Origin of the sequence: Nostoc sp. PA-18-2419 (assembly GCF_005869855.1) — a bacterium.
Taxonomy (GTDB): Bacteria; Cyanobacteriota; Cyanobacteriia; order Cyanobacteriales; family Nostocaceae; genus Nostoc.
In genome coordinates, this window is the sequence record NZ_SZNH01000008.1 from 115,627 (window position 1) to 131,608 (window position 15,982).

Genomic DNA, 15,982 nt, shown 5'->3' on the forward strand with positions numbered 1-15,982 from the left:
TTTAGATACAGATGTATGCAGAAAACTACCATTTTGACCTTGACTTTAGTATCTGTGGCAATTCTCCCAGTAGCAGCTCAATACAGTACTAGTACATCACAACTGGGTCAGGTTTGGACTGATTTTCAATCATATTCTACAGATTTGCAAAACTACTTCCAATATAACCTCAGTGACAACTTAAAACCTGTAGAAGTACAGAGTCAAAATGCTCTGAACACTGCTAAGGGAGAATTGAATATACCTGACCCCGTTACTGCTGGAAAAAAAGTTCGTGATGATTTAATTCTCTACTCTTCTAATTCCGACTCTAAATCAAACCGCTTTGAAAATAATGCAGCCGTGCGGGGAAATTTAATTAGTAATGAATTAAATCGTGTAATTACTCGTGGATCTGTGGCAGGTGTTCTTGGTGAAAATGGACAAATTAGGACAAAATCGAAGTTAGAAAATACAGAGAAAAGTCTGCAAGATATTGCAGACTTTGCTCAGGCAGCTGATAAAGATAGCCAAAATTGGCTAAGTCAAATTCCTATTCCCTCTTTTGATCCCACTAAGCTTGATCCAGCTACTGCGGTTTTGGCACAATTGCTAAATGCTAATCAATCACAAAGTATTAAAATCCAACAGGAACAATCGAAAATTGTCGCTGAAACATTTGCTCAGACATTACAAACTAATCAGTCTTTACAATATTCAAACTTAAATTTAGCAAACATTTCTCAACAGACAGAAGAAGCAAATCGCGCTCGCAGAGTCGAAACATCTACCGAAGCAGCACGACTTTTACGAGCTACTTCTCAACTAGATTTATTTGGTAGAAAAGTTGATAAGTAAGATTTGAAGATAAAAACTCTAATTTATAGAAGTTTGAAAATATTGAAACTTCTGACAATAGAACAAAAAATTAAAAAACAGTTAGCGACAGCGTGACACAATAAAAGTATCTATAATGATACGTTACGAACGTAACACATCTTAGTAAATCTAGAAAAACAGCTTATATATTCAAAATAATGCAACTTGCTATTCCACTAATTTTCGCCCAAGCAGGTATTGATGAAATTCTCGATAATGGTGCTGCAACTTCTCAAAGTATTGCCGGAGGTTGGGACAAGCAATGGCTAGATTTATTACAAAATAATACCAGTAATAATTTGTATGGAGCGCTAACAAATATAGGTATTTTTTTTGCCGTAGGAACCTTATTGTTTTTTATGGTACAATTCCTCAGAGACTTATTATCATACGAATATACACGTCCCATATCAGCATTAATTTGGCCTTTTGTAGTAGTGATACTGTTAAATAATTCAGGCAATGGAAGTATCCTTTCTAATCTGACACTGGGAGTGCGGAATTTTCTAGATACTGCAAATCAGCAAGTATTGGTCACAGCAGATGCAGATAAAGTCTACCAGCAAGCGCTCAATATGAGTGTTGCCGAAGAAGTAGCAGGTTCTTTGTTGCGTCCTTGTCAGTCACTTACTGGCGAACAACAAACTCAATGTTTTGCTAAAGCTTCTGAAAAAGTAAATATTCTCTGGCAGAAATATCGAGATTCATATGGTAATCGTAACTGGATAACTAGACTAGAAACTAAAGTAGGTAATATTAGATATGGCACTGGTATCGTCTCAGAAACCTCATTTAATTCTTTATTAGGTTCTACAGTTCAAACGAGTATCAAAAACTTTTTAGTTTCCTTACAATATGCCTTCCAGAATTTAATAGAAGCCACGATGTTGCTAGTAGCAGTTTTAGGGCCAATTGCTGTAGGCGGGTCTTTACTACCTGTAGCTGGGAAACCGATTTTTGCATGGCTTACGGGGTTTTTATCTATTGGAATTGCCAAGATTTCATTTAATATTATCGCTGTGTTGACTGCGGCAGTAATTGTTAACGGTCCAGGTCAAGATCCTAACGTTGACCCAGACTTGATGTGGTTCATGATTTTTCTTGGAGTTTTAGCACCGATTTTATCCTTATTTGTGGCTGCTGCTGGAGGGTTTGCAGTTTTCAGCGCTATCAGCAATACAGCTTCTTTAGTCAGGGAAAGAATATAATTAACAAAGAATAAAAAGACTAAAAAATAATAAGAATAAAAATTAAACTATATACTGATTCAAAACGAATAAAAAAATGTATTGCCTATAACTATATATAATAACCAAAGTTTGTTGCAGCAGGAGGTGAGTGAATGGCACGTATATTAGAAAAAAGAAAAAGAACAGTAAGTGTTTTAACAATATTTGCGATCGCCACTTTCAGTTTACACCTATTAGTCTTACTTTTATTTTTATTTCAAGGCATAATTATTCGGCAACTTAGTGTGAGAAAACCTCCCAACTTTGTGCAATTAATAGATGGTAAACCAATAACTGAAATTGATGATTTAAAAAGAGAACCAGAAGCAATTCGCCAATTTGTCAGCAAAACAATGAGCGCAATGTTTAACTGGTCAGGAACCTTACCACCACAAAAGATTGAAGAAGTCGCAAATCCCAAATCAGATTTAGGAATAGCAATTAGAACACCCCAAGGTGGTAGCCAAAAAATTAGTACTACCAGTTGGATAGCCAGTTTTGCTTTATCAGAAGACTTTCGCAAAGGTTTCTTAAGCACAATTGCTCAAATAACACCACCAGAAGTTTTTAGTGAAAATCGTAATCAAGGGATGACATCACAGTTAGTAATTAAGCGAGTTTATCCGCCAAAAGAAATTGCACCAGGTAAGTGGCGAGTCGGTATGGTGGCAGACTTAATTCAAAAAAATCGAAGTGATGATAGAAAAGTTATAACTCCTTTTAATAAAGATTTTCTGGTGCGTACAGCAGATTATTTCCCTAATCCAGAATTGGATACTAGTACCGACCTACAAAAAGCAATTTATAGTGTTCGCGCTGATAGATTAGAAATTTATGAAATGCGTGATTTATGTTTGTTAGATAACTACAACAACCTCAATGAAACTCAGTTAAGAGATTGCCGAACTCAAGAAAGAACTGATAGTTTTATCAAATAAGCTGTACCTACAACAAAGTACACTCACGTAAATTCGATCAATAAAATTTAAACAAATATAAAAATAAATTATTAATGCAAATATTTAAATCAGAAAATAAAAAAAGTAATGCTTTACCATTGTTAGCAGTAGCAACATTTGGGTTAAATGTATTGAGCTTACTGTTATTAATATTTAACGGGTCTATGTTACAACAATTAGGTCGGCAACTCGCACCTCAAAGTTTAGTACAACTTGTTGATGGTCGTGTGATTACAGGAGACCCAGAACAGAATTTAGAGCGACAACCAGAAACTATTCGCCGCTTTGTAGGTGAAAGTATGAGCTTAATGCTAACCTGGTCACAGCAACAGCCGCCAACAACAGTMTGGGAAATTAGCTCCCAACTAGTAGCTAATGATTTCAAGGAAAAACTTAAGTCACAACTGATTAACTTAAATCCCGATCGCCAATTTGAAAACGTTAATAGAGGAAGTGAAAATGTATTAGTAATCCAAAAAATATCTCAACCTATAAAAATAAGTAATGGCAGGTGGAAAGTAGAAATGTTTGCCAATCAATTAACTTTTACCAGTTATGATAAATTGGGAAAATCTATTTCATTTAATAAACAAATTTTAATTAAAGCAATAAATGAACCAGCGACTTCACTACCAAATGCACCACTTCCCTTACACTTTGCAGTTTACCGCCTTGGTGAAGCGAGACTAGAAATTTCTAATGTCTGTGAAATCCAAGATAAAAATTGTTCTGGAAATTCAAACCAAGCTTTACCATGACTAAATATTCAATTCCGACAGAAACTCCTCCACCAACTCTATTAACTCTAGACACCGACGATCGCCAAGAAATACAATCTTTAGATTGGGAATCACGGATGGCAAGATTGGTTGGCTTTGAAGAAGAATTTTCTCATGAAGCCCAACCATCAGAAGACTCTGGAATTTTGCAACCGTCGCCTGAAGCCGAAGAAGTTAAGACAGAGCAACCCCTCTCATCTAACCCCTTTGCCAAGTTAGGCTTAGTAGGTGCTGCTACCTTAGCAGTAGTATTGATAGCTGGTGTGTTTTTGTCGCAATTGATGAGTAGCAGCAGTCAAAAGCCAAAAAATAATCTTTCCCCACAAGTGCGATCGCAGCCAACAAATCAATCAACCTCTCAACAGTTAGAAGGGGAAATCGATACTCTCAAAACTAAATTAGCTTTGACTGAACAAGCACAGTCAGTAATAGCTGCTCAACAACAGCTGAGAATGGCAAAACCAATGCCCAGACAAGCCTTACAGGTAGAACCATCACCTTCTTCCAGAACCAGACAACAAGTGATACCAACACCAGCACCAACAGTTTATGTGCGTCAGTCAGTGCCAGTTGAACGTGTCGTCAGAGTACCTGCTCAAGCTTCGCCGCCAATATCCCAGCTACCAGTTGTCAAGCCAAACCCTCAACCTGTAGTCACCACCACTCCAGCCGCCCCACCAAACCCATTCGATCAGTGGACAAAGCTAGCAAAGTTAGGTAGCTATGGCCAAGTAAATGCCAGCGAACAACCTAATAACATCGCAGCTGCTTCCGAACCTGCAAACCAACCACAGCAACCGCAACAGACACCAAACTCCAATCCTGAGCAAACTGCACAACAGGAAACTCCTGTAGCCAGCCCAGCACAACAACAGGGAGAAAAATCTGTAGCCATCGGGACTAGTGCTAAAGCTGTATTAGCAACAGCAGTATTTGGGCAAACTAGTAAATCGGGTGGTGGAGATGAAGGAGAGGGAGACAAAAATGTATTTGTGATCCGATTGAAACAACCGCTAAAATCGACAGATGGTGCGATCGCTCTACCTGCAAACACCGAATTCCTAGCTGAAATTCGTTCCCTCTCCGAACAAGGTCTTTTGCAGATGAACGTAGTCAAAGTTATCTCGCCAAATAATGGTAATCCTACAGAACAAAGCTTACCCAACAATGCAATTATTGTTCGCGGTGTCCAAGGCAAACCTTTAATCGCAAATAAATTTCCCGGTCAAAGTTCGTCCATCGCATCAATGGATTTAGGACTATTCGCTTTAGGAGGTATTGGTAAAGCAGCAGAGTTATTAAATCGTTCTGATACTGAACTCCAACCACTGACTAATACATATACTGACAATAACAATGGCAACACCAACACTACCACAAGCCTAGTTACTGTCACTAAAAACAGACGCAACCTTGCAGCTGGCGTTGTCGAAGGTGGTATGAACTCTGTAGTACCCCAAATTGCCCAACGTAATCAACAGGCGATCGCCCAAATGTCACAACAAACTAACATTTGGTTTTTGCCAGCAGGTACAAATATTGAAATATATGTCAACCAAGTAACGCAATTTTAGGGACTGATAAAAAATATCCCACTGTTCGCAGTCAACACTCATCAGGAGCCAGTGCGTTGTCAGGTTCGCTCCGTTGTTTGCTCAAAGCGTTCCCGTAGGGTAGCAACTGGCTCTCATTAGTCAGCAAGTTCAAACGGGATCGTTTACTTGTTGAAGTTCCCTTAGACTTTCAGTTGAGACTAAATCCTGGCTTCAGATAAACAGGAACTCTGAGCTTTTGATTAAGTAATATTAATTAGTAATTAGTTTTATATCTTATCTGACAATACGCTTGAGATAAGCTTTTTTTTCTCCCTGTTCTATCTACCAATTTCACCATTTGCAACCATGAAAAATAATACTAAGTTACCAGGAAATACCTCAGATAATTCTTATTTCCTAACAATAGCTTCCTTAATTTTCTCGGTTACTATGTTGTTATTGGTAGACCGTGCTGTAGCTAATAACGCCGTTCTGCGTTCCATATTTTCCTGCCAAGCACAGGGTTTAGGGGGACTAATACCTACCATCGATATTTCCTATCAACAAGGAACAAACTTAAGTTTTATTCCTGCTGGAGAAGTAATTAAAAAAGTTTGGTTAAACGATCCATCGGAAGTAACTATAGATTTTGACGGTCCAGTATGTATGCAATTTGGTCAAGAAGCCAATACTAATACTGGAGATTGTAAGAACTCAGCAGCAAACGTAATTCAACTTAGACGAATTCCTAAACTAAGTATTCCTGGGCTTCCTAAAACTAGCAATACACTTTTAACAGTTATTACTGAAGGCCAAGGTGGAAACAAATTATATACTTTCAGAGTGATATATGGTGAAAATGCTCCAGACTATCACACTCTAGCAGTTTTTCCCGATCCTCCTTCTGGTCAGCAACCGTCTTGTGCAAGAGTTTCACAATAGAAATAGGACTGCGATAGAGCATTAGTCATTGGCTACTTCTCCCCATCTCCCTACTCGCTCATCTCTCCAGTCTCCATAAAAACTTGCTAAAATGAGATATAGAAAGAATTTAAAGCTTAACCCCAGCCGATTGACAGACTTAAGGGTTTTTAACTCATATCTTTACAAATATTCAGAAAAAAATCAAGCACAAATTCCAAATACGTGTAAATATAAAGAAAAGCTTAAGAGGTTACAGACTCATGATCACTGCCAAAATGATCCAACAGCTGTGGGCTGTAATCGAGTCTACCCAAGTCAACACCTTGCTCCAGTTTGATGATGCGGCTTTAGTACAATTGCTCCTTCAGCAGTTAAAAGCTAAGCAAGGGCTTGACGCTCAAGTAGATGGCACCCTCAATACTTATATAAAATCTAAATTGCCTTTAATTCGTGATACAGCCGAAGGTCGATTATCTTTAGGGCAAGGTGGCAATCATTAGGACGAGAAACAAAATAATTGTTCCTTGCCAAGCACACGCTCACAGTTCAAATAGTATAACAGAATGAACCACTGGCTAATAATTGCCCTGGTAGCTTATCTAATTGGAGCAGCGATTGAAGGGGTGAGTACAGCCAGCCAACTCTCTGATTCTGCGCCAGAACTAGCCAAAAGTACACAACAGCCCTTGGAGTCTGACAATTCGTCTAATTGGAATTGGCGAATTGCCGCTGCTATTGCTTCTGTAAGTATTTGTGGAGCTTTTTTCTGGCCTTGTCGGTTGTTTCACCGTTTAATTAAAGGAAAAGTTAATTCATAATCGATAATTGCTCAATTGTTAGCGCATCAAGTACTTGGGCATCTGCTGGCACTGGTTGATAAGATGTTTGTATTTAAATATTGCAAGTATTTACCAAAGCTATTAAATCTTCAATATTTGTGTTGTTTACATTTGCAATATATAGGAGAAAATATACTTAATTCATAACTACCAATTTTTTGGTTATGAATAATCAATGCGATCGCACTTTATGATTTATAATTTTATACCTAAAATAACGCTGACAACTGGATTAGCAATTAGTTTAATACTGGCTTTATCTTCTAATACTCCAACTGTTGCTCAAGAAACATATATTGACAATAACTGCAAACGAAATCAGCAATTAAATGAGTTCGACAGGGTGACTATTTTTTATAAATCTGAATTTCAAACCAAAGGAGAAACTTATTGGTTTTATTCAGGTAGGTATCAAGATGGAAGTGCTATTGTTTGTATTTCAAAACCAGGATTTAAACAAGCAAAACCTTTAGAAATAGAAAAAATACAGTCTGGTTACATCGATAAAATCGACAAAGACCCACGTAATAAAACAACCTTTCTCGTCACTGTCCGCGAGGGTAATGGTTCTTATGTCCCAATAAACCAATATCGACTAAATTTGTCTACACCTTCTGAACCTGCACTAACTAAAATTAAGTCTTGGAGGTCAGGAGGGTAATTACTTGAGCAAGCTAAATTGTTGCAATAAATTTTATTGTAGGATGGAACGCAAAGCCCGTACCAGACGCGCTAGAAGCCCATCCCATAAAAGTTTTCTAATGCACTATTTTAGTCTTGCCACCTTGGTAGGATAATTGCAGGTTATACCCCTACTGGCTGTCTAACTTGGGATTTTACCGCTTCAACTATCGCATCAGCGTCAATTTTGGCAGCATGGAGCAGTTCTTCTGGAGTGCCAGAACTTGGCATATCATTGACTGCCAACTTAATTAAGCGCAGCTGGGATTCATTGTAAGTAGCACTACTACTAGTACTTGTAAAAACATCCAACACAGCTGCACCTAATCCGCCTTCAGGCCAATGGTCTTCAACAACAACTAAATTACCTTTGGTATCGTGTGCAGCTTGACGAATTGTCTCTACATCAATAGGTTTGACGGAGTAGGCATCGATAACGCGCACTGTAATATCTTCGTTTTTCAGACGCTCATAAGCCTTAAGAGCTTCATGCAGTGTAATCCCAGCCGCAATTATAGTGGCTCGATCTCTTTGGGAACTACGGACTACTTTACTACCGCCAATGGGAAAATCTTCATCAGAGCCATAAATTACAGGTGTACTTTCTCTGGTGGTGCGGAGGTAAACGATGCCATTGCGATCGCTCATTTGACCTACTAATTTAGCCGTCTGATTAGCATCACTGGGATACAGTACAGTACTACTCCACACTGCTCGGAAGGCTGCTAAGTCCTCCAGCGCCATCTGTGAAGGCCCATCTTCACCAATGGATACCCCAGCATGGGAACCCATTAATTTAATATTGGCGCGAGAGACAGCTGCCATCCGTACAAAATCATAACCTCGACTTAAGAAAGCAGCGAAACTCGAAGCAAACGGTTTGTATTTTCGTACCTGTAAACCCACTGCTGCTGCAATCAATTGTTGTTCGGCAATGTACATCTCAAAGTAGCGCTCAGGATAAGCTTCAGTAAAATCTTCAGTGTAAGTGGAATTACTGACTTCTGCATCAAGCACAACTACATTCGGTTGAGCGGCTCCCAATGATACTAAAGCGTCACCATACGCTCGACGTGTTGCTACCTTTGCACCTTTGTCATAGGTTGGAAGTTGTAGTGGTTGAGGATCACCTGTTGCAGCTGGCTGATCTTGTTCTTCGGGTTTGTTAACTTGAATTATGATGTGGCGTTCACCACCTAACTGGGCGATCGCCTCTTTTTCAGCATCGGGTTTAAGTACTTTACCATGCCAACCACCTAAATCTTCCACAAAAGATACACCTTTGCCTTTCTTTGTACGAGCGATAATTACCGTAGGGCGATCATTGATACTCAAAGCGGTACTAAAGGCTTGATCAATTTCTGTTAAATCGTGACCATCAATTTCAATTGCTTGCCAGCCAAAAGCTCTAGCACGCGCAGCATAAGCTTGTGTGTTCCAGCCTAATTCAGTCTCACCCCGCTGGCCAAGTCGATTGACATCGATAATCGCGATTAGATTATCTAAGGTGTAATGTGAAGCGCGATCAAAAGCTTCCCAAACAGACCCTTCAGATGTTTCGCTATCACCTAGTAATACCCAGACACAGTATGGTAGTTGGTCTAAATATTTACCAGCTAAAGCCACCCCTACACCAATTGGCAATCCTTGTCCCAATGAGCCAGTGGCCACATCAACCCAGGGTAAAACTGGTGTCGGATGTCCTTGTAAACGGCTACCCAATTGCCGCAGTGACATTAACTCTTGGTCGTTAATTGCCCCCGCAGCTTTATACATTGCATACAGCAACGGTGCAGCATGTCCTTTAGAGAGAATAAAGCGATCGTTATTTGGATTATCTGGATTATCAAAATCGTAGCGCAAATATTTAGAGAGTAAAACCGCCATTAAATCGGCTGCTGACATGGACGAGGTAGGATGACCCGAACCAGCAACAGTTGTAGCGCGAATACTATCTACACGCAACTGTTGTGCTAGTTCATCCCAATGGTATAGTTGCTCCTGGATGTCCATATTGGTATTCATAAATTAAAATTAAGGGTATCGCAGCGAACATGAAGCTAATCATTCGTTCTCTAGGCAAAATAGGCTTTAAAACCTGCTAAAAATTTTATATTTCATGATTAATCCTTAATATCCAAGTATTCTCAACTTGGAACTAGAGCATTTTTTGAAGGATGTTATTTCTTCAACTATAAGTAGACACAAATGTAACTAAGTTCAGACATTTTTAACTCTTGCTGACTTCACTTTAGAAACTAAAAACTACTATTACTTCTTTCTAATGGAATAACTAAGTTTATTTCTTAAGGTATACAATTTAAATCACTTTAGAATAATTATTTTATCTTTTAAAAAATAAAAGATGAATAGATTAATTTAGAAAAAATTAGAATTTATTATTTATTAAATATTTTATATATTTGCAATTTTACGGTAGGTAGCACAACGGTACTACCCAATTTTTATATGTTAGTTGATGATGTTTTTTGTTCTGCTGGTGCCACAGCTTCATTCTGCTGCAACTTGGGTAAAAATTTCAGAGATATCCAGTTAGTAAAGAGATGAGATAGTAATCCTAAAGGGCCAGCAAAGAAACATAAGGCTAAAGAATGAATTGTCCAAATACCTGTTTTTTGTCCTTCTAAATATATCCAGCGACCAACAAATAAATCCATTGTCAAAAAATGAATCCAACCCGTTGCTGCAACTTTCTCATCTGCAAAAAGCCGGGCAACATCAGCTAATTGGAGATTCGAGAAATCTTGGGCATTTTCTGGGGTAACGCTGCTGATAAACAAATACAAATATACTCCAGCTAAGGCCACAAAAGGTAGATATGAAGCTATTATTCGCTGTGTTACCTTCCAATTTGGCAATAAAATCATTAAAGCCCAAAAAGGTAAGACGAAAAGATTGGCAATATTAAATATTTGAGAAATCGTCATAGTTTTTGTAAATTTGAGAGTAAGAAAATTGGGGGCAGGGGTAAATAAAGAGCAGAGGAGCAAAGGCGAAGTTATACAAAGTCTTTTTCCTCTGCCTTCCTACCTCTTCCGATGCTTAATGCCTAATTTATAAAGCTACTTAGGATTTGAAATTTTCAGAAATCAAATCACGACCAATGAAAACTACTCCTTTTGCACCCGAAAATTATCGTTTAGGCAGCAAGGAAGTAGAACAGAAAAAATTACATGGATAATCTTACAGTGGAAAGTGAGTAAGAGAGTTTGCAACTCAGTTTTATTTAACACCACTAAATCTGCACAAGCAAGTTGGTTTTAAACAGTATTATGCCTTACCTGAAAGCCCGTATCGGTTTTGTTAAGGACCAGCAAACACTGCTTGTTCTATATCTTGCCGACTCAGAGAATATTTGAACGAGCGTTGGATATCTTGCCCTTTTTCTCCAGATTGAATATATCGCACTACGATCTGCTCAACATCAAGCCAAAGTTCAGCTTGCCAACTCGGTCGTTGCACGCGCCAACAATGCCTTTGTGTTTCGTCTTGTTGACAACCTTGGTCTTTTAGCCACTGCTCAATTTGTGGCAGGGGATGATTGTATAAGGGGGTATCAGAGGGAAGAAAAGACATAATAATTTTAGATTTTGGATTAGGAAATTTTTTAATTTTTAATATTTAATTACCATTGAGGTAATTACAGGAGATTTTAACAAGCATCAAGTAGATAAACTAAATTTTGTGTCAGCAATTGAGCCTGTTTTACTTCTCAATTATCAACTCTGAATTCTGAATTGGGAATTCTGACTGCTGTACAGATGGAGTTGGTTGCAGCAGATGTGTTTGGAAAGCAGTATCACCACGAGTAAGGCCAATGGTAACTGCAAGTAATACACAGCCTACAAATGTTAACACCAGCATAAATAAAGCGAAGATTTCACCAGATGACAAAGGGCGATCGCTCGCATCAAGATAAGCTGATTTTGAGAAGTCATAGGAAGGCGAAACAGGATGATTCAAATCAGAGGGCGGTTGAATTACTCCAAAGCGGGAATAACCAATTTTTAAATCGTAGCTTAACCGACGTTCTGGATGGCTCAAGGTGGCGTAGGCTTCGTTGAGTTGCTGAAATTTAGCAGTAGCTACAGCAGCAGGCAAGTCTGTAGTATCAGGATGATAAAGTTTGCTCAGTTGTCGATAAGCCCGACGAATATCAATTACCGATGCCCAGGGATGCAGTCCTAGCAGGGAGTAATAAGTTGGTTCACCGCCTTGTGCCATTGTCCCTTTCTGATTCACGGCTGTTTGAGTCACTTTGCGATCAAGTTTTTTCTCTTATTTTAAACTGGGTAATGCCATACTAGACCTGCTTGAATCTTAGTACTGCATCTTAATTTATGTACTTTCTAAGTAGGGAGCAGGAGGCAGAAGGTATAGTAATCTTATCTTAATTCGTGAAAATCCCAGTGCTTGAGAATCCGGCTTTCTTTAAAAAACCGGGATTGATGTTATTCATGAATTACTTAAAATTGCGATCAAAGCTGCTAACTGAAATTAAGAATTAATATCAAAATCTATCATCTATAAGAAACATTACTACTCGAAAAAGTTGAATAGCTCTGTGATATTTAAATTTTGTAAATGATAAATAATATTAAGTATAAACACTAAATTATACTTATATTATTTCAATAAATCAGCACGAGGTTTAAAGGTTTCAATTTGCCGCAACTTTTCGTAAAGTTCCCGTTCTTCTTGACTAATATTTTTTGGTGTAACTATCTGAATTTCCACCAATTGATCGCCACGTTTGGCATCATCGTTAGGATAGCCTTTGTTGCCTAGTCGAAATTTTTGACCAGACCTAACTCCAGGAGGAATGGTCATTTTTACAGGGCCATCGAGGGTGGGCGCTTCTACCTGACCTCCTAAAACTGCTTCGCTAGGAGTCACAGGTACTTGACAGAGGATATTAAAACCATCTAGCTTAAACAATGAATGAGGTTCAACGGTAATTTTTAAGTATAAGTCGCCACCACCAACACCTTGGTTTCGCAAACGAATAGTTTGACCTGTAACCATAGCTGGAGGCATATTTATTTCTAATGATCGCCCATCTTCTAAGCGAATGCGTTCGTTACCACCTTGATAAGCTTTTTCTAATGGTAGAGTCAATCTGGCTTCTATGTCTCTACGAGCAGTGCGGGGTGGGGTGTTAACTGTGTAGGCAACTTTTGTTCTCGGCGAACGAAACGGATCGCTAGTACCACCATTATTCGAGGTAGTTGCCCCATTTTGATTTTTGACACCGATAACTTGATTAATAAAGCTTTCAAAGTCTGAGAACTGACTTGGATCTACATCCTGATTCTCATTGCGACCGTTAGCGCCGGTTTGCCAGCTTTTAGCTTTTGGCGTCTTTTTGCCTGCAAAGCCTTGTTGCTTCCAATAGCGGCTAAACTGGTCATACTGCGATCGCTTGGCTGGGTCTGAAAGTACTTCATAAGCCTCGCCGATATCCTTAAATTTTTCCTCGGCTGCTTTATTTCCAGGATTGAGATCGGGGTGATACTGTCTTGCTAATCGCCGATAAACCTTTTTAATTTCCTCATTAGAGGCGTCTTTAGATACTCCTAAAATTTCGTAGTAATCGCGGAAATTCTGCAAATTCTGCATAGTCAGCTATTTAAATTTTAAATTTTAGATTTTGGGTTAATTAAGAGTGACGAGTGAAGAGTTGAAAGATTTAATTTTTCAGTTTTAACTCTTGCACAGACGCGATTAATCGCGTCTGTAGTTCTAAGTTTTATTAGAAACTACAACCAATCGTTATCTTCTTCATCATCCCAGTTATCTTGGTAACTTGGACGAGATCTGCGTGGAGAACGGTTTTCAGAAGAGGAAGAACGATTATCTCGGCTATAGTCTCTGCCATAGTCTTTACCATAGTTTCGGTCTGTACCATAGTCTCTACTATAGGAGTCACGTTCGCGATATGTATCTCGGAAATCGCGTTCCCGTTCTTTATCGCCGCCAGTAAAAATGTCACGGATAGTACCAAACAAATCATCGTCTTCGTCTTCAGCATAATACTGACGGACTTCTCGATTTAGTTCATATAAAGCATCTTGGAGGTCAGCGTAGGCTTGGTCAATACCGCGATCGTCGTTTTCTTTGAGACTTTCTCGTAATTCTTGGCAAATATTATCAATTCTTTGACGGCGGTTGCGGGCAAATTGCATCCCAAATTCCAAGGCTACTTCTCTGAGTTGTCGTTCTGCTTGAAAAATCAATGCTTCCGAACGAGTTCGCTTTTCTACTCGTTCTTTACGTTCCCGGTCAATATCGGCGTATTTTTCAGCATCCTGAATCATCCGGTTTACTTCCGATTCGGTCAGGGTAGAAGCGCCTTGAATGGTGATACTCTGTTCTCTACCTGTAGTTCTATCTAAGGCTGTTACTTGTAAAATTCCATTAGCATCGATATCAAAGGATACTTGTACTTGCGGAATACCCCGTGGCGCTGGTGGAATACCATACAGCTTAAACCGTCCTAAAGACTTATTGTTTGCCGCCATATCTCGTTCGCCTTGGACTACGTGAATTTCCACAGTATTTTGATTATTTTCCGATGTCGAAAATATATCAGAGCGGCGTACTGGGATGGTAGTATTGCGGGGAATGAGTTTTTTCATCACGCCGCCGATAGTTTCCAATCCTATAGATAGCGGTGTGACATCCAATAGCAGCACATCTTTGAGTTCGCCTGCAAGAATACCTGCTTGAATCGCAGCACCCACTCCCACTACTTCATCGGGGTTGACGTTTTCGTTAGGTTCAATGCCAATTAGGTCGCGTACTAGCTGCTTCACCATTGGCATTCTTGTAGAACCGCCAACTAAGACAACTTCTTCAATATCTCTAGGTGAGAGTCCGGCGTCTTTGAGGGCGCGTTTGACTGGTGTCCGCAATCGCCCAATCAAATCACCACACAAACCTTCAAACTGGGAACGAGTTAGACGAGTTTCTAGATGTTTGGGGCCATCTTCTGTGGCGGTGATGAAAGGTAAATTAATATCGGTGACGCTGACAGCAGAAAGTTCAATTTTGGCTTTTTCCGCAGCTTCCATCAGACGTTGCAAAGCTTGGCGATCGCGTCTTAAGTCTACTTCTTCTGTTTCTAAAAATTGATCGGCTAACCAATCTACTATTTTTTTGTCAAAATCGTTGCCACCAAGTTGTGTGTCTCCACTGGTAGCTTTGACTTCAAATATGCCATCGCCGACTTCCAAAATCGACACATCAAAGGTACCACCACCCAAGTCAAATACTAAAATAGTTTCTGTATCACCCCGATCCAATCCGTAAGCCAAAGATGCAGCAGTTGGTTCATTCAAAATTCGTAACACTTCTAAACCAGCAATTCTGCCAGCATCGCGGGTTGCTTGCCGCTGGGAATCGTTAAAATAAGCGGGTACTGTAATCACTGCCCCTGTCACTGGTTCACCCAAATAGCGACTAGCATCGTCTGCCAATTTTTTGAGTACCATTGCTGAAATTTCTTCTGGGGCGAAATCTTTATTCAGACGGGGACAGGCGACTTTAATATTACCTATTTCGTCTTTGCGAATTGTATAGGGTACACGCTTTGATTCAGGATTGAGTTCGCCATACTTGCGCCCAATAAAGCGCTTGACTGCAAAAAACGTATTTTGAGGGTTGAGGACGGTTTGTCGCCGTGCCATTTGCCCAACCACCCGTTCGCCTTCTTTGCTAAAGCCAACTACGGAGGGGGTTGTCCGAAAACCTTCTGCATTGGCAATCACCACCGGCTTGCCACCCTCCATCACGGCGACTACTGAGTTGGTTGTACCCAAGTCGATGCCGACTACCTTGCCCATGCGTTACTCTTCTCCTAAAGTGTCTTATATATTTATTATGATTGGGTGGAACTACCTCTAGCTTTGTGCTACAGGGTGAAAACACCTCAATGGTATAATAGTCGTCATTAAGGTAATAAGTTAAAAAGTTCAGCTAGAGGAGATTAGTTGCAAGACTAGGATAGCATTGACGATGCTTGGTCTGTCCAAGCAGCCCCAATTGTTGTTATCTAGCTACTTCTGTTGAGTCTATCTGCAAGTTGGTAAATGCACCTTAATCATACTTGCTCTGCTTTTTTGAGTGCCGGAAAACTTTAATATTGCCACTATTTTA

General features: G+C 39.5%; 15 protein-coding genes. 9 read left to right on the plus strand and 6 right to left on the minus strand.

Annotated features, from left to right (window positions below; translation table 11 throughout):
• The first annotated feature begins 15 nt into the window (after positions 1 to 15).
• The 9 genes from FCR06_RS10650 to FCR06_RS10690 all read left to right on the plus strand — a co-directional run bounded on the left by FCR06_RS10650 (position 16) and on the right by FCR06_RS10690 (position 7,784).
• Positions 16 to 837 carry a hypothetical protein gene (locus FCR06_RS10650; protein ID WP_138499365.1) on the plus strand — a complete coding sequence of 274 codons (822 nt, stop codon included), beginning with the start codon at positions 16 to 18 and terminating at the stop codon, positions 835 to 837.
• A gap of 179 nt (positions 838 to 1,016) precedes the next feature.
• Positions 1,017 to 2,066: a hypothetical protein gene (locus tag FCR06_RS10655; protein WP_138499367.1), complete on the plus strand. Its 1,050-nt coding sequence runs from the start codon at positions 1,017 to 1,019 to the stop codon at positions 2,064 to 2,066.
• 134 nt (positions 2,067 to 2,200) lie between these two features.
• The gene (locus FCR06_RS10660; protein ID WP_138499369.1) at positions 2,201 to 3,025 is read left to right on the plus strand and encodes a hypothetical protein; all 825 of its coding nucleotides are present in this window, start codon (positions 2,201 to 2,203) and stop codon (positions 3,023 to 3,025) included.
• A gap of 74 nt (positions 3,026 to 3,099) precedes the next feature.
• Positions 3,100 to 3,804 carry a hypothetical protein gene (locus tag FCR06_RS10665; protein WP_138499371.1) on the plus strand — a complete coding sequence of 235 codons (705 nt, stop codon included), beginning with the start codon at positions 3,100 to 3,102 and terminating at the stop codon, positions 3,802 to 3,804.
• The gene (locus tag FCR06_RS10670; RefSeq protein ID WP_138499372.1) at positions 3,801 to 5,399 is read left to right on the plus strand and encodes a TrbI/VirB10 family protein; all 1,599 of its coding nucleotides are present in this window, start codon (positions 3,801 to 3,803) and stop codon (positions 5,397 to 5,399) included. Before FCR06_RS10665 ends, FCR06_RS10670 begins: the two co-directional genes overlap by 4 nt.
• 327 nt (positions 5,400 to 5,726) lie before the next feature.
• Complete coding sequence (locus FCR06_RS10675) at positions 5,727 to 6,302, plus strand: hypothetical protein (RefSeq protein WP_138499374.1); 576 nt, start codon at positions 5,727 to 5,729, stop codon at positions 6,300 to 6,302.
• Positions 6,303 to 6,544: 242 nt separating this feature from the next.
• A complete protein-coding gene (locus tag FCR06_RS10680; RefSeq protein WP_138499376.1) occupies positions 6,545 to 6,784 on the plus strand; it encodes a hypothetical protein in 240 nt (79 codons plus the stop codon).
• Positions 6,785 to 6,847: 63 nt separating this feature from the next.
• Complete coding sequence (locus tag FCR06_RS10685; RefSeq protein WP_138499378.1) at positions 6,848 to 7,102, plus strand: hypothetical protein; 255 nt, start codon at positions 6,848 to 6,850, stop codon at positions 7,100 to 7,102.
• Positions 7,103 to 7,313: 211 nt separating this feature from the next.
• Positions 7,314 to 7,784: a hypothetical protein gene (locus FCR06_RS10690; protein WP_223280099.1), complete on the plus strand. Its 471-nt coding sequence runs from the start codon at positions 7,314 to 7,316 to the stop codon at positions 7,782 to 7,784.
• 143 nt (positions 7,785 to 7,927) lie between these two features.
• Here FCR06_RS10690 and FCR06_RS10695 read toward each other — a convergent pair whose 3' ends face one another.
• The 6 genes from FCR06_RS10695 to dnaK form a co-directional block, all read right to left on the minus strand.
• Entirely contained in the window at positions 7,928 to 9,817 is a 1,890-nt protein-coding gene (locus FCR06_RS10695; protein WP_138499613.1) for a transketolase, read from the minus strand.
• A 452-nt stretch (positions 9,818 to 10,269) separates the two neighbouring features.
• A complete protein-coding gene (locus tag FCR06_RS10700; protein ID WP_138499380.1) occupies positions 10,270 to 10,752 on the minus strand; it encodes an ABA4-like family protein in 483 nt (160 codons plus the stop codon).
• Between the two features lie 376 nt (positions 10,753 to 11,128).
• The gene (locus FCR06_RS10705; RefSeq protein WP_138499382.1) at positions 11,129 to 11,401 is read right to left on the minus strand and encodes a DUF3143 domain-containing protein; all 273 of its coding nucleotides are present in this window, start codon (positions 11,399 to 11,401) and stop codon (positions 11,129 to 11,131) included.
• A gap of 129 nt (positions 11,402 to 11,530) precedes the next feature.
• Positions 11,531 to 12,049 (minus strand): J domain-containing protein, encoded by a 519-nt coding sequence (locus tag FCR06_RS10710; protein ID WP_138499615.1) that lies wholly within the window; start codon positions 12,047 to 12,049, stop codon positions 11,531 to 11,533.
• 402 nt (positions 12,050 to 12,451) lie between these two features.
• Positions 12,452 to 13,444 carry a DnaJ C-terminal domain-containing protein gene (locus FCR06_RS10715; protein WP_138499384.1) on the minus strand — a complete coding sequence of 331 codons (993 nt, stop codon included), beginning with the start codon at positions 13,442 to 13,444 and terminating at the stop codon, positions 12,452 to 12,454.
• A gap of 140 nt (positions 13,445 to 13,584) precedes the next feature.
• Positions 13,585 to 15,669, minus strand: a complete 2,085-nt coding sequence (gene dnaK / locus FCR06_RS10720; protein WP_138499386.1) for a molecular chaperone DnaK — start codon at positions 15,667 to 15,669, stop codon at positions 13,585 to 13,587.
• Positions 15,670 to 15,982 lie beyond the last annotated feature (313 nt).

What these genes read in the sequence shown, in the direction of transcription:
- FCR06_RS10650 (WP_138499365.1), top strand. Translation starts at nt 16, where the DNA reads ATGCAGAAAACTACCATTTTGACCTTGACTTTAGTATCTGTGGCAATT.
- FCR06_RS10655 (WP_138499367.1), top strand. Translation starts at nt 1,017, where the DNA reads ATGCAACTTGCTATTCCACTAATTTTCGCCCAAGCAGGTATTGATGAA.
- FCR06_RS10660 (WP_138499369.1), top strand. Translation starts at nt 2,201, where the DNA reads ATGGCACGTATATTAGAAAAAAGAAAAAGAACAGTAAGTGTTTTAACA.
- FCR06_RS10670 (WP_138499372.1), top strand. Translation starts at nt 3,801, where the DNA reads ATGACTAAATATTCAATTCCGACAGAAACTCCTCCACCAACTCTATTA.
- FCR06_RS10675 (WP_138499374.1), top strand. Translation starts at nt 5,727, where the DNA reads ATGAAAAATAATACTAAGTTACCAGGAAATACCTCAGATAATTCTTAT.
- FCR06_RS10680 (WP_138499376.1), top strand. Translation starts at nt 6,545, where the DNA reads ATGATCACTGCCAAAATGATCCAACAGCTGTGGGCTGTAATCGAGTCT.
- FCR06_RS10685 (WP_138499378.1), top strand. Translation starts at nt 6,848, where the DNA reads ATGAACCACTGGCTAATAATTGCCCTGGTAGCTTATCTAATTGGAGCA.
- FCR06_RS10690 (WP_223280099.1), top strand. Translation starts at nt 7,314, where the DNA reads ATGATTTATAATTTTATACCTAAAATAACGCTGACAACTGGATTAGCA.
- FCR06_RS10695 (WP_138499613.1), bottom strand. Translation starts at nt 9,817, where the DNA reads ATGGACATCCAGGAGCAACTATACCATTGGGATGAACTAGCACAACAG.
- FCR06_RS10700 (WP_138499380.1), bottom strand. Translation starts at nt 10,752, where the DNA reads ATGACGATTTCTCAAATATTTAATATTGCCAATCTTTTCGTCTTACCT.
- FCR06_RS10705 (WP_138499382.1), bottom strand. Translation starts at nt 11,401, where the DNA reads ATGTCTTTTCTTCCCTCTGATACCCCCTTATACAATCATCCCCTGCCA.
- FCR06_RS10710 (WP_138499615.1), bottom strand. Translation starts at nt 12,049, where the DNA reads ATGGCACAAGGCGGTGAACCAACTTATTACTCCCTGCTAGGACTGCAT.
- FCR06_RS10715 (WP_138499384.1), bottom strand. Translation starts at nt 13,444, where the DNA reads ATGCAGAATTTGCAGAATTTCCGCGATTACTACGAAATTTTAGGAGTA.
- dnaK (WP_138499386.1), bottom strand. Translation starts at nt 15,669, where the DNA reads ATGGGCAAGGTAGTCGGCATCGACTTGGGTACAACCAACTCAGTAGTC.